Below are 17,757 nucleotides of genomic sequence, written 5' to 3' on the forward strand. Positions count from 1 at the left end.
TCACAGGACGCACGACGAAGGCCCGCCGGCAACCGGGGATCCGGTGCCGACGGGCCTCAGGTGACGTCAGATCAGAGCTGCGCTCCCACGTACTCGGCGAGGTCGACGAGACGGTTCGAGTAGCCCCACTCGTTGTCGTACCAGGCCGACACCTTCGCCAGGTTGCCGGCGACGCTCGTCAGGCCCGAGTCGAAGATCGACGAGTGCTGGTTGAGCTGGATGTCGCTCGAGACCAGCGGGTCGGTCGAGAACTGCAGGATGCCGTTGAGGCGGCCCTCCGAGGCGGCCGCCTGGTACGCGGCGTTGATCTCGTCGACGGTGAGACCGTCCTTCGTGACCAGCGTCAGGTCGACGATCGAGCCGGTGGGCACCGGCACGCGGTAGCTGGTGCCGTCGAGCTTGCCGTTCAGCTCGGGCAGCACGAGGCCGATCGCCTTGGCGGCACCGGTCGAGGTCGGCACGATGTTGATCGCCGCGGCGCGCGCACGACGCAGGTCGCTGTGCGGGCCGTCCTGCAGGTTCTGGTCGGCCGTGTAGGCGTGAGCGGTCATCATGAAGCCGCGCTCGATGCCGAAGGCGTCGTTGAACACCTTCGCCAGCGGGGCGAGCGCGTTCGTGGTGCACGAGGCGTTCGAGATGACGTGGTCGTTCGCCGCGTCGTACTTGTCCTCGTTGACGCCCATCACGAAAGTCGGGGCCGGGCCGGAGGCCGGGGCCGAGATGAGGACCTTCTTGGCGCCGCCGGCGAGGTGCTTCTTCGCCTCGTCGGGCTTGGTGAAGCGACCGGTCGACTCGATGACGATGTCGGCGCCGATCTCGCCCCACGGGAGGGCGGAGGGGTCGCGCTCGGCGAACGCCTTGATGACGTGGCCGTCAACCGTGATCGACTGCTCGTCGAAGGTCACGTCCTTGCCCAGCGGGCCACCCACCGAGTCGAACTTCAGCAGCTGCGCGAGCGCCTTGTTGTCGGTGAGGTCGTTGACACCGACGATCTCGATGTCGGCGCCCTGCGCGAGAGCTGCGCGGACGAAGTTGCGGCCGATGCGGCCGAAGCCGTTGATTCCGATCCTGACGGACACTGAGGTCTCCTGTAGGTCATGCGCGCTGCGCGCGCGGTTTGGTGGTGACGGGGCGTCCCGGCGGGCAGGCACCCCGACGGGACCTCCGTCGGTCAGCCGGCGACGAGCAGTCCGGCGGTCTTCTCACGGGCGGCGGTGAAGCGAGCGGAGACATCCTGCCAGTTGGCGATGTTCCAGAACGCCTTGACGTACTCCGCCTTCACGTTGAGGTAGTCGAGGTAGAACGCGTGCTCCCACATGTCGAGCATGAGGAGGGGCGTCACGCCCAGCGGCACGTTCGCCTGCTGGTCGAACAGCTGGAAGATCGAGAGGCGCTGGCCGATGGCGTCCCACGCGAGGACAGACCAGCCGGAGCCCTGGATGCCGTTGGCGACGGCGGCGAAGTGCGCCTGGAACGCGGCGAACGAACCGAACTGGTCGGCGATTGCCGCGGCGAGCTCGCCCTCGGGCTCTCCCCCGCCGTTCGGCGAGAGGTTGTTCCAGAAGATCGTGTGGTTGGTGTGTCCGCCGAGGTGGAACGCGAGGTCCTTCTCGAGCTTGTTCACGTTGGCGAAGTCACCGCTCTCGCGGGCGGCGGCGAGCTGCTCGAGCGCCGTGTTCGCACCGGCGACATACGCGGCGTGGTGCTTGTCGTGGTGCAGCTCCATGATCTTGCCGCTGATGTGCGGCTCGAGTGCTGCGTAGTCGTAAGGCAGGTCGGGGAGGGTGTAGACAGCCATGCGAAGTTCCCATCCGCGCCGGGGTTGCCGACGCTATCGGTGTGCCTCCTCGTCGCGCTCGCGACGGGACCGGACGAGATTCATCCTAGTGAGCAAGGAAGACCTCGGGATGCCCGATGACAGGATCGCGCGACCGGTTCCTCAGGAACCGGCGGGGACGGCCGCCTCGGTGCCGGGGATGCCCTCCTGCTCGGCGCGCTTGTCCGCCATCGCCAGCAGGCGGCGGATGCGGCCGGCGACGGCGTCCTTCGTCAGCGGCGGGTCGGCGTGGTGGCCGAGCTCGTCGAGGCTTGCGTCGCGGTGCGCGAGGCGCAGGTCGCCGGCCTGGCGCAGGTGCGGCGGCACGTCCTCGCCGAGGATCTCCAGCGCGCGCTCGACGCGGGCGCACGCGGCGACGGCCGCCTGCGCGGAGCGACGCAGGTTCGCGTCGTCGAAGTTCACGAGGCGGTTCACGCCGGCGCGCACCTCACGGCGCTGACGCAGCTGGTCCCACTCGGTCGCGGTCTGCGCCGCGCCCATCGCCACGAGCATGCCGCGGATCGCCTCGGCCTCGCGGACGACCACGCGCGGAACGCCGCGTACCTCGCGGGCCTTCGCGGCGACGCCGATGCGGTGTGCGGCGCCGACGAGCGCCATGCCGGCCTCGCCGGTCGGGCACGCGATCTCGAGCGAGGCGGAGCGGCCGGGCTCGGAGAGGCTGCCCGAGGCGAGGAACGCGCCGCGCCAGACGGCGGCGAGGTCGTCGCGCGATCCGGTGGTGAGCTTGTTCGGCAGGCCGCGCACGGGGCGGCGACGCACGTCGAGGAGCCCCGTCTGGCGCGCGAGGGTCTCGCCGCCGTCGACGACGCGCACGGCGAAGTACTCGCCCTCGCGGCTTCCGGAGCCCTGGATGCGGGCGAGCTCGGGGCGGACGCCGTAGATCTCGGCGATGTCGCGCGCCGTGCGGCGAGCGAGCTCAGGCGTGTCGACCTCGGCCTCGACCGCCACGCGTCCGGCGATCGAGTGCAGCCCTCCGGCGAACCGCAGCAGCGCGGTCAGCTCGGCGACGCGCACCGACGGTCGCGGGTCGCGCACGGCGACCAATTCGGCCTTGACATCGGCGGTCAGAGACACCGTTCTCCCTACTTCACAGACTGCAGCGCCATGCTCGGCGCGAAGAGACAGCCTACCTGCTGGGGGCCCCTCGCCACCGGGGGCGACTTCCCAGCGGAGGGCGCTAGTCGGGAGCTCCGGGCCGCTACTCCCGCCCGAGGTCGCGGTGACGCACCCGCACGGCGACGCCAGGGACATCCTTGAGCCGCTCCACCAGCGCGATCGCCATCGCGACCGAGCGGTGCTTGCCGCCGGTGCATCCGATCGCAACGGTCGAGTGACGCTTGTTCTCGCGCTGGTAGCCGGCGAGCACCGGGCGCAGGGCTGTCGCGTACGCGTCGAGGAACTCGGATGCGCCCTCCTGGGCCATCACGTACTCGCTGACGTCGCTGTCCTCGCCGGTGAGGCCCCGGAGGTCGTCGTTCCAGAACGGGTTCGGCAGGAAGCGCATGTCGGCGACGAGGTCGGCGTCGGGCGGCAGCCCGTACTTGAAGCCGAAGCTCTGCACCGTCAGCGCGTGGGCGGGCGCCTCGGCGTCGGCGAACAGGTCGCTCACCCGGTTGGCGAGCTGGTGGATGTTGAAGCGCGACGTGTCGATGATCACGTCGGCGCTCTCCCGCAGCGGCGCGAGCACCGCGCGTTCGCGATGGATGCCGTCCACGAGCGTGCCGTTCCCCTGCAGCGGGTGCGGGCGGCGCACTGCCTCGAATCGGCGCACGAGCACGTCGTCGGAGGCGTCGAGGAACACCACGCGCAGGTTGCTGCTGTCGCGGATCGCCTGTGCCTCCGCGGGGAGCTCCGCGAACAGGTCGCGGCCGCGGACGTCGACGACCGCGGCAACCCGCGGAAGCTGCCCGCCGAGGCGGCCCGCGAGGTCCAGCAGCGGACGCAGCATCTGCGGCGGCAGGTTGTCGACCACGTACCAGTCGAGGTCTTCCAGGGCGTTCGCCACCGTCGATCGCCCGGCGCCGGACATGCCGGTGACGATGAGCACCTCCCCGGTGACAGTGGTGTCCTCGGGGCGGCGTGCTTCGTCGGCGATCATCGCTTCCAGCCTATGGGGTGGGGGCTTCCTCGCGGAGGTCTCCCTGCAGATGACGGAAGACCGTCTCGGCGAGCTTCGGGCCGATCCCGGGCAGCTCCTCGATCTGCGCGACGGTCGCGCCGCGCAGCGCCGACACCGACCCGAAGTGCCGCAGCAGCGCCCGGATGCGCGCGTCGCCGAGCCCGGGGACCTCGCTCAGCACGCTGCGGATGTCGCGCTTGCGCCGACGACGCTGGTGCGAGATCGCGAAGCGGTGCGCCTCGTCGCGCAGGCGCTGCACGAGATACAGCGCCTCGCTCGTGCGCGGCAGGATCACCGGGAAGTCGTCGCCGGGCAGCCAGATCTCCTCCAGCCGCTTGGCGATGCCGCACAGCGCGATCTCCTCGTGCCCGGACTCGCGCAGCGCGCGGGCGGCGGCCTCGACCTGCGGCTTGCCGCCGTCGACGATCAGGAGCTGCGGCGGGTAGGCGAACCGGGGGCGCTTCTTCACGACGGCGCCCTCCTCGCTCGGGGCGGCCTCCGGCTCGTCCGGGCGGTCGAGGTGCGCGAGCCGGCGCGTGAGCACCTGGTGGATCGAGTCGGTGTCGTCGGTGGTCTCGGCGATCGAGAACGACCGGTACTGATCCTTCCGCGGCAGCCCGTCCTCGAACACGACCATCGAGCCGACGACGTTCGTCCCCTGCAGGTGCGAGATGTCGAAGCACTCGATCCGCAGCGGCGCCTCGTCCATGCCGAGCGCCTCCTGCAGATCGCCGAGGGCCTGCGTGCGGGCCGAGTAGTCGCTCGTGCGCCGCGTCTTGTGCCGCAGCAGCGCCTGCTGGGCGTTCAGCGTCGCGTTGCGCAGCAGCTCGGCGCGCTGGCCGCGCTGGGCGACGGCGATCTCGACGGCCTTGCCGCGCTTGCCGCGCAGCCACTGCTCGAGCTCGTCGGCATCGGGCGGCAGCACCGGCACGAGCACCCGTCGCGGGATGTCGGCGGGCGCGGCGTCGCCGTAGACGCGCTGCAGGATCTGGTCGACGAGGTCGCCGCCCGAGATGTCGAGCTCCTTGTCGATGGTCGTCGAGCTGACGCCGCGGACGCGTCCGCCGCGGATCACGAAGTGCTGCACGGCGGCCGACAGCTCGTCCTCGGCGATGCCGAACAGGTCGGCGTCTGTGTCGGCCGGCAGCACGAGCGCGCTCTTGTTGAGCACTGCCTCGATCGAGGCGAGCTTGTCGCGCAGCACCGCGGCGTGCTCGTAGTCCATCGCGGCGGCCGCCGCCTTCATGCGCGCGGTGAGGTCGCGCGTGAAGCGCTCGTCGCCGCCCTGCATAAACGCGATGAAGTCGTCGACGATCGCGCGGTGCTCGGCGATCGTGACGCGGTGGGAGCATGGCCCGCCGCACTTCCCGATCTGACCGGGGAAGCAGGGCCGCCCCGTCTGCATCGCGCGCTTGTACGACGAGTCGCTGCAGGTGCGGATCGGGAACACCTTGATCATCAGATCGATGGTGTCGTGCACCGCCCACACCTTCGGGAACGGGCCGAAGTACTTCGCCCCGGGGATGCGCCGGTTGCGGGTCACCATGACGCGCGGCGCCTCGTCGGCGAGCGTGATCGCCATGAAGGGGTACGACTTGTCGTCGCGATAGCGGACGTTGTACGGCGGATCGAACTCCTTGATCCACTGGTACTCGAGCTGCAGCGAGTCGACATCCGTCGGCACGACCGTCCACTCGACGGACGCCGCCGTCGTGACCATCCGGCGGGTGCGCTCGTGGAGCGTGTGGAGGGGCGCGAAGTAGTTCGAGAGCCGCTGGCGCAGGTTCTTCGCCTTGCCCACGTAGAGCACCCGGCCGTGCGCGTCGCGGAACCGGTAGACGCCCGGGTTGGTCGGGATCTCCCCCGGCTTCGGCTTGTAGGCGAGCTGCTCGCGCATCAGCCCGCCTTGCGGGCCCGCTCCCGCATGCCGAGCGCCTCGGCGAGGAACTCGCCGGTGTGGCTTCCCTCGACGGTGGCGACCTGCTCGGGCGTGCCGGTGGCGATGATCTGACCACCGCCCGAGCCGCCTTCCGGCCCGAGGTCGATGATCCAGTCGGCGGACTTGATCACGTCGAGGTTGTGCTCGATCACGATCACGGTGTTGCCCTTCTCGACGAGGCTGTCGAGCACCTCGAGCAGGCGGCGCACGTCCTCGAAGTGAAGACCCGTGGTCGGCTCGTCGAGCACGTACACGCTGCGGCCGTTGCTGCGGCGCTGGAGCTCGGTCGCGAGCTTCACGCGCTGCGCCTCGCCGCCCGAGAGCGTCGTGGCGGACTGGCCGAGGCGCACGTAGCCGAGCCCCACGTCGACGAGGGTCTTCATGTAGCGGTGGATGGCCTGGACGGGCTCGAAGAACTCGGCCGCCTCGGCGATCGACATCTCGAGCACCTCGGCGATGTTCTTCCCCTTGTAGTGGACCTGCAGGGTGTCGCGGTTGTACCGCTTGCCGTGGCAGACCTCGCAGTCGACGTACACGTCGGGGAGGAAGTTCATCTCGATCTTCAGCGTGCCGTCGCCCGAGCACGCCTCGCAGCGGCCGCCCTTGACGTTGAAGCTGAAGCGCCCGGCCTGGTAGCCGCGGACCTTCGCCTCGGGCGTCTCGGCGAACAGGTTGCGGATGCGGTCGAACACTCCCGTGTAGGTCGCGGGGTTCGACCGCGGCGTGCGCCCGATGGGCGCCTGGTCGACGTGCACGACCTTGTCGAGGTGCTCGAGACCCGTCACCCGCGTGTGCTTGCCGGCGACGCGGCGCGCGCCGTTGAGGCGCGTCGCGAGCACCTCGTACAGGATGTCGTTCACGAGCGTCGACTTGCCCGATCCGCTGACGCCGGTGACGGCCGTCAGCACGCCGAGCGGGAAGTCGGCCGTGACGTCGCGCAGGTTGTTCTCGCGCGCGCCGACGACCGAGAGCATGCGCTTGCGGTCGATGCGGCGGCGCTTCTTGGGCGTCGGGATCTCTCGGCGTCCCGCGAGATAGTCGCCCGTGATCGAGCTCTTGTCGGCGAGCAGCTGCTCGTATGGACCCGAGTGGACGACCTGTCCGCCGCCCTCGCCCGCGCCGGGACCGATGTCGACGACCCAGTCGGCCGCCTCGATCGTCTCCTCGTCGTGCTCGACGACGACGAGGGTGTTGCCGAGGTCGCGCAGCGTCACGAGGGTCTCGATCAGGCGGCGGTTGTCGCGCTGGTGCAGGCCGATCGACGGCTCGTCGAGCACGTACAGCACGCCGGTCAGGCCCGTGCCGATCTGCGTCGCCAGGCGGATGCGCTGCGCCTCGCCACCCGAGAGCGAGCCCGCCGCACGGCTGAGGGTGAGGTAGTTGAGGCCGACCCGGATGAGGAAGTCGAGCCGGACGCGGATCTCGCGCAGCACCTGGGCGGCGATGTGGGCCTCGCGGTCGGTGAGCGTGAGCAGCTCCATGAAGCCCCGGGCGTCCTCGAGGCTGAGGTGCGAGACCTCGGCGATCGAGCGGTCGTGCACCTTGACGGCGAGGACCTCGGGCTTGAGCCGGTCGCCATCGCAGACGGGGCACGGCACCTCGCGCAGGTACTCGGACCAGCGCTGGCGCTGCGTGTCGCTCTCGGCCTGCGACCACTGGCGCTCGATGTACGGCACAACGCCCTCGAACCCGCTCGCGTAGCGGACCTCACGGCCCCAGCGGTTCTTGTAGCGGACGTTGACGTTGTAGCCCTCGCCGTAGAGCACGGCGTCCTTGACCGCCTGCGGCAGTGCGCGCCACGGCGTATCGAGGGAGAACTTCAGGTCGTGCGCGAGACCGACGAGCAGCCGCTCATAGTACTGGAACAGGCCCTTTCCCTGGGTCGTCCAGGGCACGATGACGCCCTCGCGGATCGACAGGTCCTCGTCGCCGAGCATGAGCTCGACGTCGACCGACATCCGCGTGCCCAGACCCGAGCACGCGGGGCACGCGCCGAAGGGCGCGTTGAACGAGAACGTGCGGGGCTCGATCTCGGTCAGCTGCAGGGCGTGACCGTTCGGGCACGACAGCTTCTCGGAGAAGGACTGCCAGGCGTCATCCCCCTCCTCGTCGACGAAGTTGACCTGCAGCACGCCGCCCGCGAGGCCCAGGGCGGTCTCGACGGAGTCCGTGATGCGCCCGAGCATGTTCTCGCGCGAGACGAGACGGTCGATCACGACAGAGATGTCGTGCTTGTAGCTCTTCTTGAGCGTCGGCGGCTCGGCGAGCTGGATCAGGTCGCCGTCGACGATCGCCCGAGAGTAGCCCTTTGCACCCAGCTCCTTGAAGAGGTCGACGAACTCGCCCTTCTTCTGGCTGACGATGGGCGCGACCACCTGAAAGCGCGTGCCCTCCGGGAGGGCGTTGAGCTGGTCGGCGATCTGCTGCACGGTCTGGCGCTGGATCTTCTCGCCGCACTGCGGGCAGTGCGGGACGCCGATGCGCGCCCACAGCAGGCGCATGTAGTCGTAGATCTCGGTGATCGTGCCGACCGTCGACCGCGGGTTGCGGTTCGTAGACTTCTGATCGATCGAGACCGCGGGACTCAGACCCTCGATGAAGTCGACATCCGGGCGGTCGACCTGACCGAGGAACTGGCGGGCATAGGCGCTGAGCGACTCGACGTAGCGGCGCTGGCCTTCAGCGAAGATCGTGTCGAAGGCAAGGCTCGACTTGCCCGACCCCGAGAGGCCTGTGAAGACCACCATCGAGTCACGCGGGATCTCGAGGTCGACGTTCTTCAGGTTGTGCACGCGGGCACCGCGCACACTGATCTTTCCGGGGCTGGAGACAGGGACGATCGGCACCCGTCAAGTCTAGGTGCCCCCACCGACATGCGGACCTTTGTTCGAAGTTCCCCGCCCGATCCCCAGGCGAACCCCAGGCTCAGGCGAACTTGTCGAGCCGGCCCGAGAACGGCTTCAGCGCACCGCGCAGCGAGGCAACCTCCGACGGCGTCATCCCCACGCGCTCCATGACCTGCATCGGCACGGACAGCGCCTGGTCACGCAGCGCGCGGCCCGCGTCGGTGAGATCGATGTCGAGCCGACGCTCATCGTCCGAGCGCCGGCTGCGGCGCACGAGCCCCTGAGCCTCGAGTCGCTTCACGAGCGGCGACGCGGTCGCCGGATCGAACGCGAGCTCCTCGGCGATCTCGCCGAGACTGCGGGGCGAGCTCTCCCAGAGCGCGAGCATCACGAGGTACTGCGGATGCGTCAAGCCGAGCGGCTCGAGGATCGGCCGGTAGATCGACACGACGTTGCGCGCCGCCGTCACGATCGCGAAGCAGAGCTGGTTCTCCAGCGCAAGCAGATCTTCCTGAAGCTCGGACACCCGTACAGTCTCACACACCAGGTCTTTAGTGAACTAAGCGTTAGCCTTTAGTACACTAAGCATCATGAGTGACAAGGCCCCGCTGCGCGACCGCGTCCGGGAGGCCGGCGGCCTCTACCAGTGGTTCAACGCGACCCTCATCCGCCTCGCCGGCCCGCCGCACGTCAGCCCGAACCTGCCGCGGAACCGCGACGGGGACACGTGCGCCCACTGCGGGCGCCGCAAGGACGAGCACACGCGCTCGGACGACGGCGCGCTTCACTGCCCGACGGCCCTCTAGGCCAGCGCCGGGCTACGCGTGGCCCGCCTTCTCCATCTGGCGCAGCTCGCGCTTGAGGTCCTGCACCTCGTCGCGCAGGCGCGCGGCCAGCTCGAACTTGAGCTCCTCGGCCGCCGCGAGCATCTGCTTGCTGAGATCGGCGATGGTGTCCTCGAGCTGCTGGGCGCCCTCGGCCGCGAGGCCCTCGCGCTTGCGCACCGGCGTCGGGGTCTTGCTCTTGCCGCTCTTCGCCCGCGCCGCATCGCGCTTCGACAGCATCGCGTCGGTGTCGGCGCCCTCGCGCGCAAGCTGATCCGTGATGTCCGCGATGCGCTTGCGCAGCGGCGTCGGGTCGATGCCGTTCTCGAGGTTGTACGCGATCTGGATCTCGCGACGCCGCTCGGTCTCGTCGATCGCGTTCCTCATCGAGTCGGTGATCCGGTCGGCGTACATGTGCACCTGGCCGGACACGTTGCGCGCCGCGCGTCCGATGGTCTGGATGAGGGACGTCCCCGAGCGCAGGAAGCCCTCCTTGTCGGCGTCGAGGATCGCGACGAGCGACACCTCCGGCAGGTCGAGGCCCTCGCGCAGCAGGTTGATGCCCACGAGCACGTCGTAGACGCCCTGACGCAGCTCGGTGAGCAGCTCGACGCGACGCAGGGTGTCGACATCCGAGTGGAGGTAGCGCACGCGCACGCCGTGCTCGCCGAGGAAGTCGGTGAGCTCTTCGGCCATCTTCTTGGTGAGGGTCGTCACCAGCACGCGCTCGTCGCGCTCGACGCGGACGCGGATCTCCTCGAGGAGGTCGTCGATCTGCCCCTTCGAGGGCTTCACCACGATCTCGGGGTCGATGAGGCCGGTCGGGCGGATGATCTGCTCGACCACGCCGTCGGCGATGCCCATCTCGTACTTGCCGGGGGTGGCCGAGAGGTACACGGTCTGACCGATGCGGTTCTTGAACTCGTCCCACCGGAGGGGGCGGTTGTCCATGGCGCTGGGAAGCCGGAAGCCGTGCTCGACGAGCGTGCGCTTGCGCGAGGCGTCTCCCTCGTACATCGCGCCGATCTGCGGCACCGTCACGTGCGACTCGTCGATCACGAGCAGGAAGTCATCGGGGAAGAAGTCGAGCAGCGTGTGCGGCGGCTCGCCCGCCATTCGCCCGTCGAGGTGGCGCGAGTAGTTCTCGATGCCCGAGCAGAAGCCGAGCTGCTGGAGCATCTCGAGGTCGAACGTCGTGCGCATCCGCAGGCGCTGCGCCTCGAGCAGCTTGCCCTGCGACTCGAGCTCCTTCAGGCGCTCCTCGAGCTCGTGCTCGATGGTCTTGATCGCGCGCTGGATCGTGTCGGTTCCCGCCGCGTAGTGGGTCGCGGGGAAGATCGCGATGGCGTCGAGCCGCTCGATCACGTCGCCCGTGAGCGGATGCAGCTTGTACAGCGCCTCGATCTCGTCGCCGAAGAGCTCGATGCGGATCGCATGCTCCTCGTAGACGGGGATGATCTCGATCGTGTCGCCGCGCACCCGGAAGTTGCCGCGCGAGAAGTCGACGTCGTTGCGGTTGTACTGCATGCCGATGAACTGGCGGATGAGCGCGTCGCGGTCGTAGCGCTCCCCCACCTGCAGCGCGACGAGCGCGCGGAGGTACTCCTCGGGCGAGCCGAGGCCGTAGATGCACGACACCGTGCTGACCACGACGACGTCGCGGCGGCTGAGCAGCGAGTTCGTCGTCGAGTGGCGCAGCCGCTCGACCTCTGCGTTGATCGACGAGTCCTTCTCGATGAAGGTGTCCGTCTGCGGCACGTACGCCTCTGGCTGGTAGTAGTCGTAGTACGAGACGAAGTACTCGACCGCGTTGTTCGGCATCAGGTCGCGGAACTCGTTGGCGAGCTGGGCGGCGAGCGTCTTGTTGTGCGCCATCACGAGCGTCGGTCGCTGCACCTGCTCGATCAGCCAGGCGGTCGTGGCCGACTTTCCCGTACCGGTCGCGCCGAGCAGCACGACGTCGGTCTCGCCCGCGTTGATGCGGGCCGCGAGCTCGGCGATCGCCTTCGGCTGGTCGCCGGACGGCATGTACTCGCTGACCACCTCGAACGGGCGCACGCTCCGAGTCGTCTGCATGTTCCAAGCCTAGGAGGGGCCACCGACACGGGGCCCGGGCTTCGCTGGAGGCGGAACCTCAGGCCTCGACGGCGCCGAGCGGATCGCCGACGGCGACGGCCCCTCCGACGTCGACGCGGTGGCGCAGGATGCCGGCGCGGTGCGCCGCCACCGTCGTCTCCATCTTCATCGCGTCGATCACCGCGACATCCTGCCCCTCCTCGACGGCGCCGCCGTCCTCGACGAGCCAGCGCACCACTGCACCGGGTACGGGCGCGGCGAGGACCGACGGGTCCGCGGCGGCGGCCGGCGTCGGCGCGGGTGCGGCGCTCGCGAATCCGGAGAGCAGGTCCGCCGGCAGGCCGACCACGACCCGACGGCCGTCGAGCTCGATCGGGAAGCGACGCAGCCCCGCATCGGGCACCGGCTCCGGGCGCGGCTGCACCTCGATGCGCGGCATCAGCTCGGCCTCGATCCACTGCGTGTGGACGGCGAAGCCCGTCGTCGAGAACGCCGGATCGGCGAGCATCTCGCGGGCGAACGGCGCCACGGTCGCGACGCCGTCGACCGCGAGCTCCCGCAGCGCGCGGCGCGCGCGGACGAGCGCGGCGTCCCGATCCGGGGCCGAGACGATGAGCTTCGCGATGAGCGAGTCGAAGGCGGGCTGCACGGCGTCCCCCGCCTCGATGCCGCCGTCCCACCGGACGCCCGGCCCGGCCGGGATCCGCAGCCCCGTCACCGCACCGGGGCTCGGCAGGAAGCCTCGCCCGGGATCCTCGGCGTTGATCCGCACCTCGATCGCGTGACCGACCGGAACGGGCGTGGCCGAGAGCGAGAGCCCCTCCCCCGCGGCGATGCGCAGCTGCTCGCGAACGAGGTCGACGCCCGTGACGGCCTCGGTCACGGGGTGCTCGACCTGCAGGCGCGTGTTCACCTCGAGGAACGAGATGACGCCGTCCTCGCCCATCAGGAACTCGACGGTGCCGGCACCGCGATAGGACACCGCGGCGCAGATGTCGCGGGCGGCCGCGTGGATCCGCGAGCGCTGCTCGTCGGTCAAGCCGGGGGCGGGGGCCTCCTCGACGAGCTTCTGGTTGCGCCGCTGCAGCGAGCAGTCGCGGTCGCCCACAACGACGACCGTGCCGGCCCCGTCGCCCAGCACCTGCGCCTCGATGTGCCGCGGGCGGTCGAGGAAGCGCTCGACGAAGCACTCGCCGCGCCCGAACGCCGCCACGGCCTCGCGCGACGCCGATGCGAACGCCTCGGCCACGTCCTCCAGGCGCCGGGCGACCTTGAGCCCGCGGCCGCCACCGCCGAACGCGGCCTTGATCGCGATGGGAAGGCCGTGCTCGCGCGCGAAGGCGACGGCCTCGTCCGCCGAGCCGAGCGGCCCGTCGGTGCCGGGCACCAGCGGCGCGCCGACCCGCTGCGCGATCCCGCGTGCGGTGATCTTGTCGCCGAGCGCCTCGATGCTCTCGGGGCTGGGACCGATCCAGATGAGGCCGGCGTCCTCCACCGCGCGCGCGAACGCCGCGCTCTCGGACAGGAACCCGTAGCCGGGGTGCACGGCGTCGGCGCCCGAGGCGGCCGCCGCCGCGAGCAGCCGGTCGATGGACAGGTAGCTGTCGGCCGCGGTCGCGCCGCCCAGCGCGTGTGCCTCGTCGGCGAGACGCACGTGCATCGCGTCGGCGTCCTGATCCGCGTACACGGCGACCGAGGTCATCCCGGCCTCCGACAGCGCGCGGATCACGCGGACCGCGATCTCTCCGCGATTGGCGATGAGCACCTTCTGCACGTCAGACTCCTGTCTCGCTGCGGCCCGCGCCGGCGTCGGCGAGGCGGAAGCGGATGCGCGCGCCGGGCGGCAGCTGCCCGGCGAGGTCGAGGTCGGCGTCGATCACGGCGCCGATGATGGGGTATCCGCCGGTGAGCGGATGGTCGGGGAGGAACAGCACCGGCTGTCCGTCGGGTGGAACCTGGATCGCGCCGGTCACGGCGCCCTCGCTCGGCAGCTCGCCGGCGACCGCCCGCTCGAGGGGCGCGGCGCCCTCGAGCCGGATGCCGACGCGGTCGGAGCGCGGCGTGACGAGCCATTCCTGCTCGAGCAGGGTGCGCAGGCCGGCGGCGGTGAACCAGTCGTCGCGCGGGCCGAGCACGATCCGCAGCGTCACGCGATCGCCGGCGACCGGGAGCGGATCGCGGGGCGCCGGGAACGGCTCGACCGCGGACGGCGCGGCCGCCGGTCCGCGCAGCGGGATCGCGGCACCCGCGGCGAGGGGCGACCCGCCGTGCGGGCCCGCCCCGAGGCCCGCGAGCGTGTCGCTCGCGAGGCTGCCGAGGGCGGGTTCGAGGTCGAGTCCGCCGCGCACCGCGATCACGGCGCGCAGTCCGTCCCGCGCGGGTCCGAGCCGCAGCTCGTCGCCGTCCTCGATCGCGGCGGGCTCGGCGTCGGTCACGGGGAACTCGACGCCGTCGGCCCTCACGATGACCGGATCCATCCGCGCACCCGCGACGGCGACGACGCCCGCCCCGCGGAACCGCAGGATCGCGCCTCCCCCGGCGAGCTCGAACGCCGCCTCGCCGGGCAGGTTCCCGACCGCGCGGTTCGCGCGCCGCAGCGCCCCGCGGTCGGACGCTCCGGATGCCGAGACGCCGAGCGCCGCGTTGCCGGGCCGTCCGAGGTCCTCGATCACGAGCTGCAGTCCGGGCCGGACGACCTCCACGGCGAACGGGCCCTCGTGCGCGGCGGGAACTGCCTGCACCGCGGCGGCGGCGATCGACTCCCGCTCCGCCCGCTCGAAGCGCACGATGGTGCCGGGCGCGAGCAGCGCCGGCGGGTCGCGGTGAAGGTCCCACATCACGGCGTCCGTGCGGCCGATCAGCTGCCACCCACCCGGGCTCTCGCGTGGGTAGACGCCCGAGAACGTCCCGGCGAGCGCGACGGAGCCCGCCGGGATCCGCGTGCGCGCGGTGGGCCGGCGCGGCACGTCGAACACCGGATCATCGCCGACGAGGTAGCCGAACCCGGGCGCGAAGCCCGTGAACGCGACGCGCCAGGTCGCCGCGCTGTGCCGGGCGATCACCTCGTGCTCCGTCAGCCCCAGCAGCCGCGCGACCTCGGCGAGATCCTCGCCGCCGTAGTGAACGGGGATGGTCACCGATCCGGACCCGGCCGCGGCGTCCGCGACCGGCGCCAGGTCGGCGATCCCGCGCCGCAGCGCATCCGGGCGCACGACGCCCGGATCGAACCTCACGAGGACCGTGCGCGCGGCCGGGATGAGCTCCTCGACGCCCGGGAGCGCGGCGGCGGCGAGGGCGGCATGCAGCCGCATCGCCGCCTCGAGGTCGTGCTCCTCGACGAGCAGCGCCCGATCGGAGGCCGCCAGGACGCGCCTCACGCCAGGTACTCCGCATCCGGGACATCGGTGAGGAACATGTGCCCGGGAGCATGCGTGACGGCGAACGGCGGGCGCGACGCCATGATGGCGGCCTGCGGGGTGACCCCGCAGGCCCAGAACACCGGCACCTCGCCGTCGCGGATCTCGGGGGCGTCGCCGAACTCGGGGGCCTGCAGGTCGGCGATGCCGAGCGCGGCGGGATCGCCGACGTGGACGGGCGCGCCGTGCACCGCGGGGTACCGCCCCGAGATCGTCACCGCGTCCGCCACCCGGCCGGCGGGAATCGGCCGCATCGACACGACGAGCTCGCCGCGCAGCCGCCCGGCGGGCGCGCACTGCTGCGCCGTGCGGTACATCGGCACGTTGCGGTCGAGCTCGCGGTGCCGGATCGGGATGCCCGCGTCAGCGAGGCCCGCCTCGAACGTGAAGCTGCAGCCGATCAGGAAGGACACGAGGTCGGGATGCTCGTCCCACGCGGCCGACGCGTCCGTCGTCTCCTCCGCCAGCTCGCCGTCCCGCCAGATCCGGTACGCAGGGATGTCCGTGCGCAGGTCGGATCCGGGCGCCATGCGCGACTCGACGGCCCCCGCGTCCAGCACCTCGAGCACGGGGCAGGGCTTGGGATTGCGCTGCGCGAACAGCAGCACGTCGTACGCCCAGTCGGCCGGCACCGAGATCAGGTTCGCCTGCACCAGGCCGTGCGCGACGCCGCTCGTGGGGGCGACGCGTCCTGCCCGATATGCGGCGCGCGCGGCGCGGGCCTCGGCGACCGCGTCCGCCCTCACGACGTCGCTCCCGCGAACGGCGCGATGCGGATTCCCTCGGCCTCGAGCAGGTCGCGCGTGGCCCGTGCCATCTCGATCGCGCCCGCGCTGTCGCCGTGGACGCAGATCGAGTCGGCGCGCACGGGGACGAGCGTGCCATCGACGGCCTCGATCACTCCCTGGCGCGCGAGCCGCAGCATGCGCGCGGCGACCGCCCCGGCGTCGTGCAGCACGGCGCCGGGCAGGGTGCGCGACACGAGCTCGCCGCCGGGCGTGTACGCCCGGTCGGCGAACGCCTCGGCCGCGGTGGCGAGCCCCGCGCGCTCGGCGACGTCGATCGCGACGCCGCCGGCGAGGCCCAGCATCACGAGCGACGGGTCGACTGCGCGGATCGCCGCCACCACGTCGCGCGCCTGCCGCTCATCCCGCGCAATGGTGTTGTACAGCGCCCCATGCGGCTTGACGTAGCGGACGACGCCACCGACGCCGGCGGCAAGCCCGAGGAGCGCGCCGAGCTGATACTCGACGTGCGCCTGCAGCGTCGCGGAGTCGACGTCCATCGCGTGCCGGCCGAACCCCTCGTAGTCCCGGTACCCGGGGTGGGCGCCGATCGTCACGCCGTTGGCGACGGCGGCGGCCAGGGTGTCCCTGATGCCCTCGGGGCTTCCGGCGTGGAAGCCGCACGAGACGTTCGCGCTGCTCACGATGCCGAGCATGGCGGCGTCGTCCGCCACGATCCGGTCGGGCGTGTTCTCCCCGAGGTCCGAGTTCAGATCGATCGCCGTCATGCTCAGCCTCCGATGCCGATGAACGCGAAGATGGGTCCGATCGAGACGGCGCCCATGTACCAGCTCAGCGAGGTCGCGAGCGTGCCGACGATCAGCAGCCAGATCGGGTAGCGGTAGCCGCCGAGCAGATCGCGCTGCCGGAACCAGCCGATGTACATGAAGATCGTCATGCCGATCGGCAGGATCAGGCCGTTGAACCCGCCGACGAACACGAGGATCGAAGCCGGGGCGGCGCCGATCAGCAGGTAGAACACAAGCGAGACGACGATGAACGCCACGGTCGCCAGCTGCAGGCCCCAGCCCGAGACCAGCCGCTTCGAGAACGTCGAGATGAACGTCGCCGACGTGTACGCGGCGCCGATCACCGACGTGATGGCGGCGGCCCAGAAGATCGCGCCGAAGATACGGATGCCCGCATCGCCGAGCACGGCGCCGAAGGCCTGGCCGGCGGGGTTCGCCGCCTGGCTCGACAGGTCCAGCGCGACGCCCGACGCCACGACGCCCAGGATCGCGAGGAAAAGGACGTAGCGCATGATGCCCGTCACGAGGATGCCCAGGACCGACGCGCGGTGGACGGCGGGCACGTTCTCCGCGCCCACGTGGCCGGAGTCGAGGTAGCGGTGGGCCCCTGCGTACGTGATGTAGCCACCGACGGTGCCGCCCACGATGGTCGTGATCGTGGCGAAGTTCAGTTCGTCGGGCACGAACGTCTGCCGCAGCGCGTCGCCGATCGGCGGCTGCGACGCGAACGCGACGATCACGGTGAGGACGATCATCCCGACGCCCATCACCAGCACGACGGCGTCGACGATCCTGCCGGCGCGCTTGAACAGGAAGATGCCGATCGCGAGCAGCGCCGAGATGAGCCCGCCGATCTTGGGGTCGATGCCGCGCAGCGCGTTCATGCCCAGGCCGGCGCCCGCGATGTTGCCGATGTTGAAGGCGAGCCCGCCGATCACGATGAGCACCGAGAGAACGTGTCCCGAGTACGGGATCGCCGCGTTCGCGAGTTCGCCGGCCCGCTTGCCTGACACCGTGATCAGGCGCCAGACATTCATCTGCAACGCGAAGTCGATCAGCACGGAGGCGAGGATCGCGAAGGCGAACGCCGCGCCGAGCTGTGCAGTGAAGGTGGCGGTCTGAGTGATGAAGCCGGGGCCGATGGCCGACGTGGCCATCAGGAAGAT

The 17,757-nt window shown here is 70.9% G+C and carries 14 protein-coding genes; 1 reads left to right on the forward strand and 13 read right to left on the reverse strand.

The features are described 5' to 3' along the window. Positions 1 to 71: 71 nt before the first annotated feature. From gap to IR155_RS04490, 7 genes are all read right to left on the reverse strand, one after another. Entirely contained in the window at positions 72 to 1,079 is a 1,008-nt protein-coding gene (gap, locus tag IR155_RS04460; protein WP_135113582.1) for a type I glyceraldehyde-3-phosphate dehydrogenase, read from the reverse strand. A gap of 92 nt (positions 1,080 to 1,171) precedes the next feature. Beyond that, the gene (locus IR155_RS04465; protein WP_135113584.1) at positions 1,172 to 1,798 is read right to left on the reverse strand and encodes a superoxide dismutase; all 627 of its coding nucleotides are present in this window, start codon (positions 1,796 to 1,798) and stop codon (positions 1,172 to 1,174) included. Positions 1,799 to 1,939: 141 nt separating this feature from the next. Continuing rightward, entirely contained in the window at positions 1,940 to 2,911 is a 972-nt protein-coding gene (whiA, locus tag IR155_RS04470) for a DNA-binding protein WhiA (protein WP_135113586.1), read from the reverse strand. 124 nt (positions 2,912 to 3,035) lie between these two features. Beyond that, positions 3,036 to 3,935, reverse strand: coding sequence for an RNase adapter RapZ (gene rapZ / locus IR155_RS04475; protein WP_135113589.1), 900 nt, complete (start codon positions 3,933 to 3,935; stop codon positions 3,036 to 3,038). A 10-nt stretch (positions 3,936 to 3,945) separates the two neighbouring features. Then, the gene (gene uvrC / locus IR155_RS04480; protein WP_135113591.1) at positions 3,946 to 5,853 is read right to left on the reverse strand and encodes an excinuclease ABC subunit UvrC; all 1,908 of its coding nucleotides are present in this window, start codon (positions 5,851 to 5,853) and stop codon (positions 3,946 to 3,948) included. Further along, complete coding sequence (gene uvrA, locus IR155_RS04485) at positions 5,853 to 8,741, reverse strand: excinuclease ABC subunit UvrA (protein WP_135113593.1); 2,889 nt, start codon at positions 8,739 to 8,741, stop codon at positions 5,853 to 5,855. Before uvrA ends, uvrC begins: the two co-directional genes overlap by 1 nt. A 79-nt stretch (positions 8,742 to 8,820) precedes the next feature. Beyond that, a complete protein-coding gene (locus IR155_RS04490; RefSeq protein ID WP_233441098.1) occupies positions 8,821 to 9,267 on the reverse strand; it encodes a MarR family winged helix-turn-helix transcriptional regulator in 447 nt (148 codons plus the stop codon). 64 nt (positions 9,268 to 9,331) lie between these two features. On the opposite strand from IR155_RS04490, the gene IR155_RS04495 reads away from it, so the two are divergent. Continuing rightward, positions 9,332 to 9,547, forward strand: coding sequence for a hypothetical protein (locus IR155_RS04495; RefSeq protein WP_135113595.1), 216 nt, complete (start codon positions 9,332 to 9,334; stop codon positions 9,545 to 9,547). Positions 9,548 to 9,559: 12 nt separating this feature from the next. On the opposite strand, the gene uvrB is transcribed toward IR155_RS04495, so the two are convergent. Genes uvrB through IR155_RS04525 form a run of 6 tightly spaced genes read right to left on the reverse strand, consistent with a single transcriptional unit; the run spans position 9,560 to position 17,748 of the window. After that, complete coding sequence (gene uvrB / locus IR155_RS04500; RefSeq protein WP_135113598.1) at positions 9,560 to 11,641, reverse strand: excinuclease ABC subunit UvrB; 2,082 nt, start codon at positions 11,639 to 11,641, stop codon at positions 9,560 to 9,562. Between the two features lie 58 nt (positions 11,642 to 11,699). After that, positions 11,700 to 13,415 (reverse strand): acetyl/propionyl/methylcrotonyl-CoA carboxylase subunit alpha, encoded by a 1,716-nt coding sequence (locus IR155_RS04505; RefSeq protein ID WP_135113599.1) that lies wholly within the window; start codon positions 13,413 to 13,415, stop codon positions 11,700 to 11,702. Position 13,416: 1 nt separating this feature from the next. Continuing rightward, on the reverse strand, positions 13,417 to 15,018 hold the full coding sequence (locus tag IR155_RS04510; protein ID WP_233441099.1) for a 5-oxoprolinase subunit B/C family protein: 1,602 nt from the start codon (positions 15,016 to 15,018) through the stop codon (positions 13,417 to 13,419). Next, positions 15,015 to 15,803, reverse strand: coding sequence for a putative hydro-lyase (locus IR155_RS04515; RefSeq protein WP_135113601.1), 789 nt, complete (start codon positions 15,801 to 15,803; stop codon positions 15,015 to 15,017). Before IR155_RS04515 ends, IR155_RS04510 begins: the two co-directional genes overlap by 4 nt. After that, positions 15,800 to 16,570: a LamB/YcsF family protein gene (locus tag IR155_RS04520; protein ID WP_135113603.1), complete on the reverse strand. Its 771-nt coding sequence runs from the start codon at positions 16,568 to 16,570 to the stop codon at positions 15,800 to 15,802. The genes IR155_RS04515 and IR155_RS04520 overlap by 4 nt, the downstream gene beginning before the upstream one ends. A 2-nt stretch (positions 16,571 to 16,572) precedes the next feature. After that, positions 16,573 to 17,748, reverse strand: a complete 1,176-nt coding sequence (locus IR155_RS04525) for an NRAMP family divalent metal transporter (RefSeq protein ID WP_228066661.1) — start codon at positions 17,746 to 17,748, stop codon at positions 16,573 to 16,575. Between the last annotated feature and the right edge of the window lie 9 nt (positions 17,749 to 17,757).

Source organism: Microbacterium paludicola (assembly GCF_015235415.1).
GTDB lineage: Bacteria > Actinomycetota > Actinomycetes > Actinomycetales > Microbacteriaceae > Microbacterium > Microbacterium paludicola.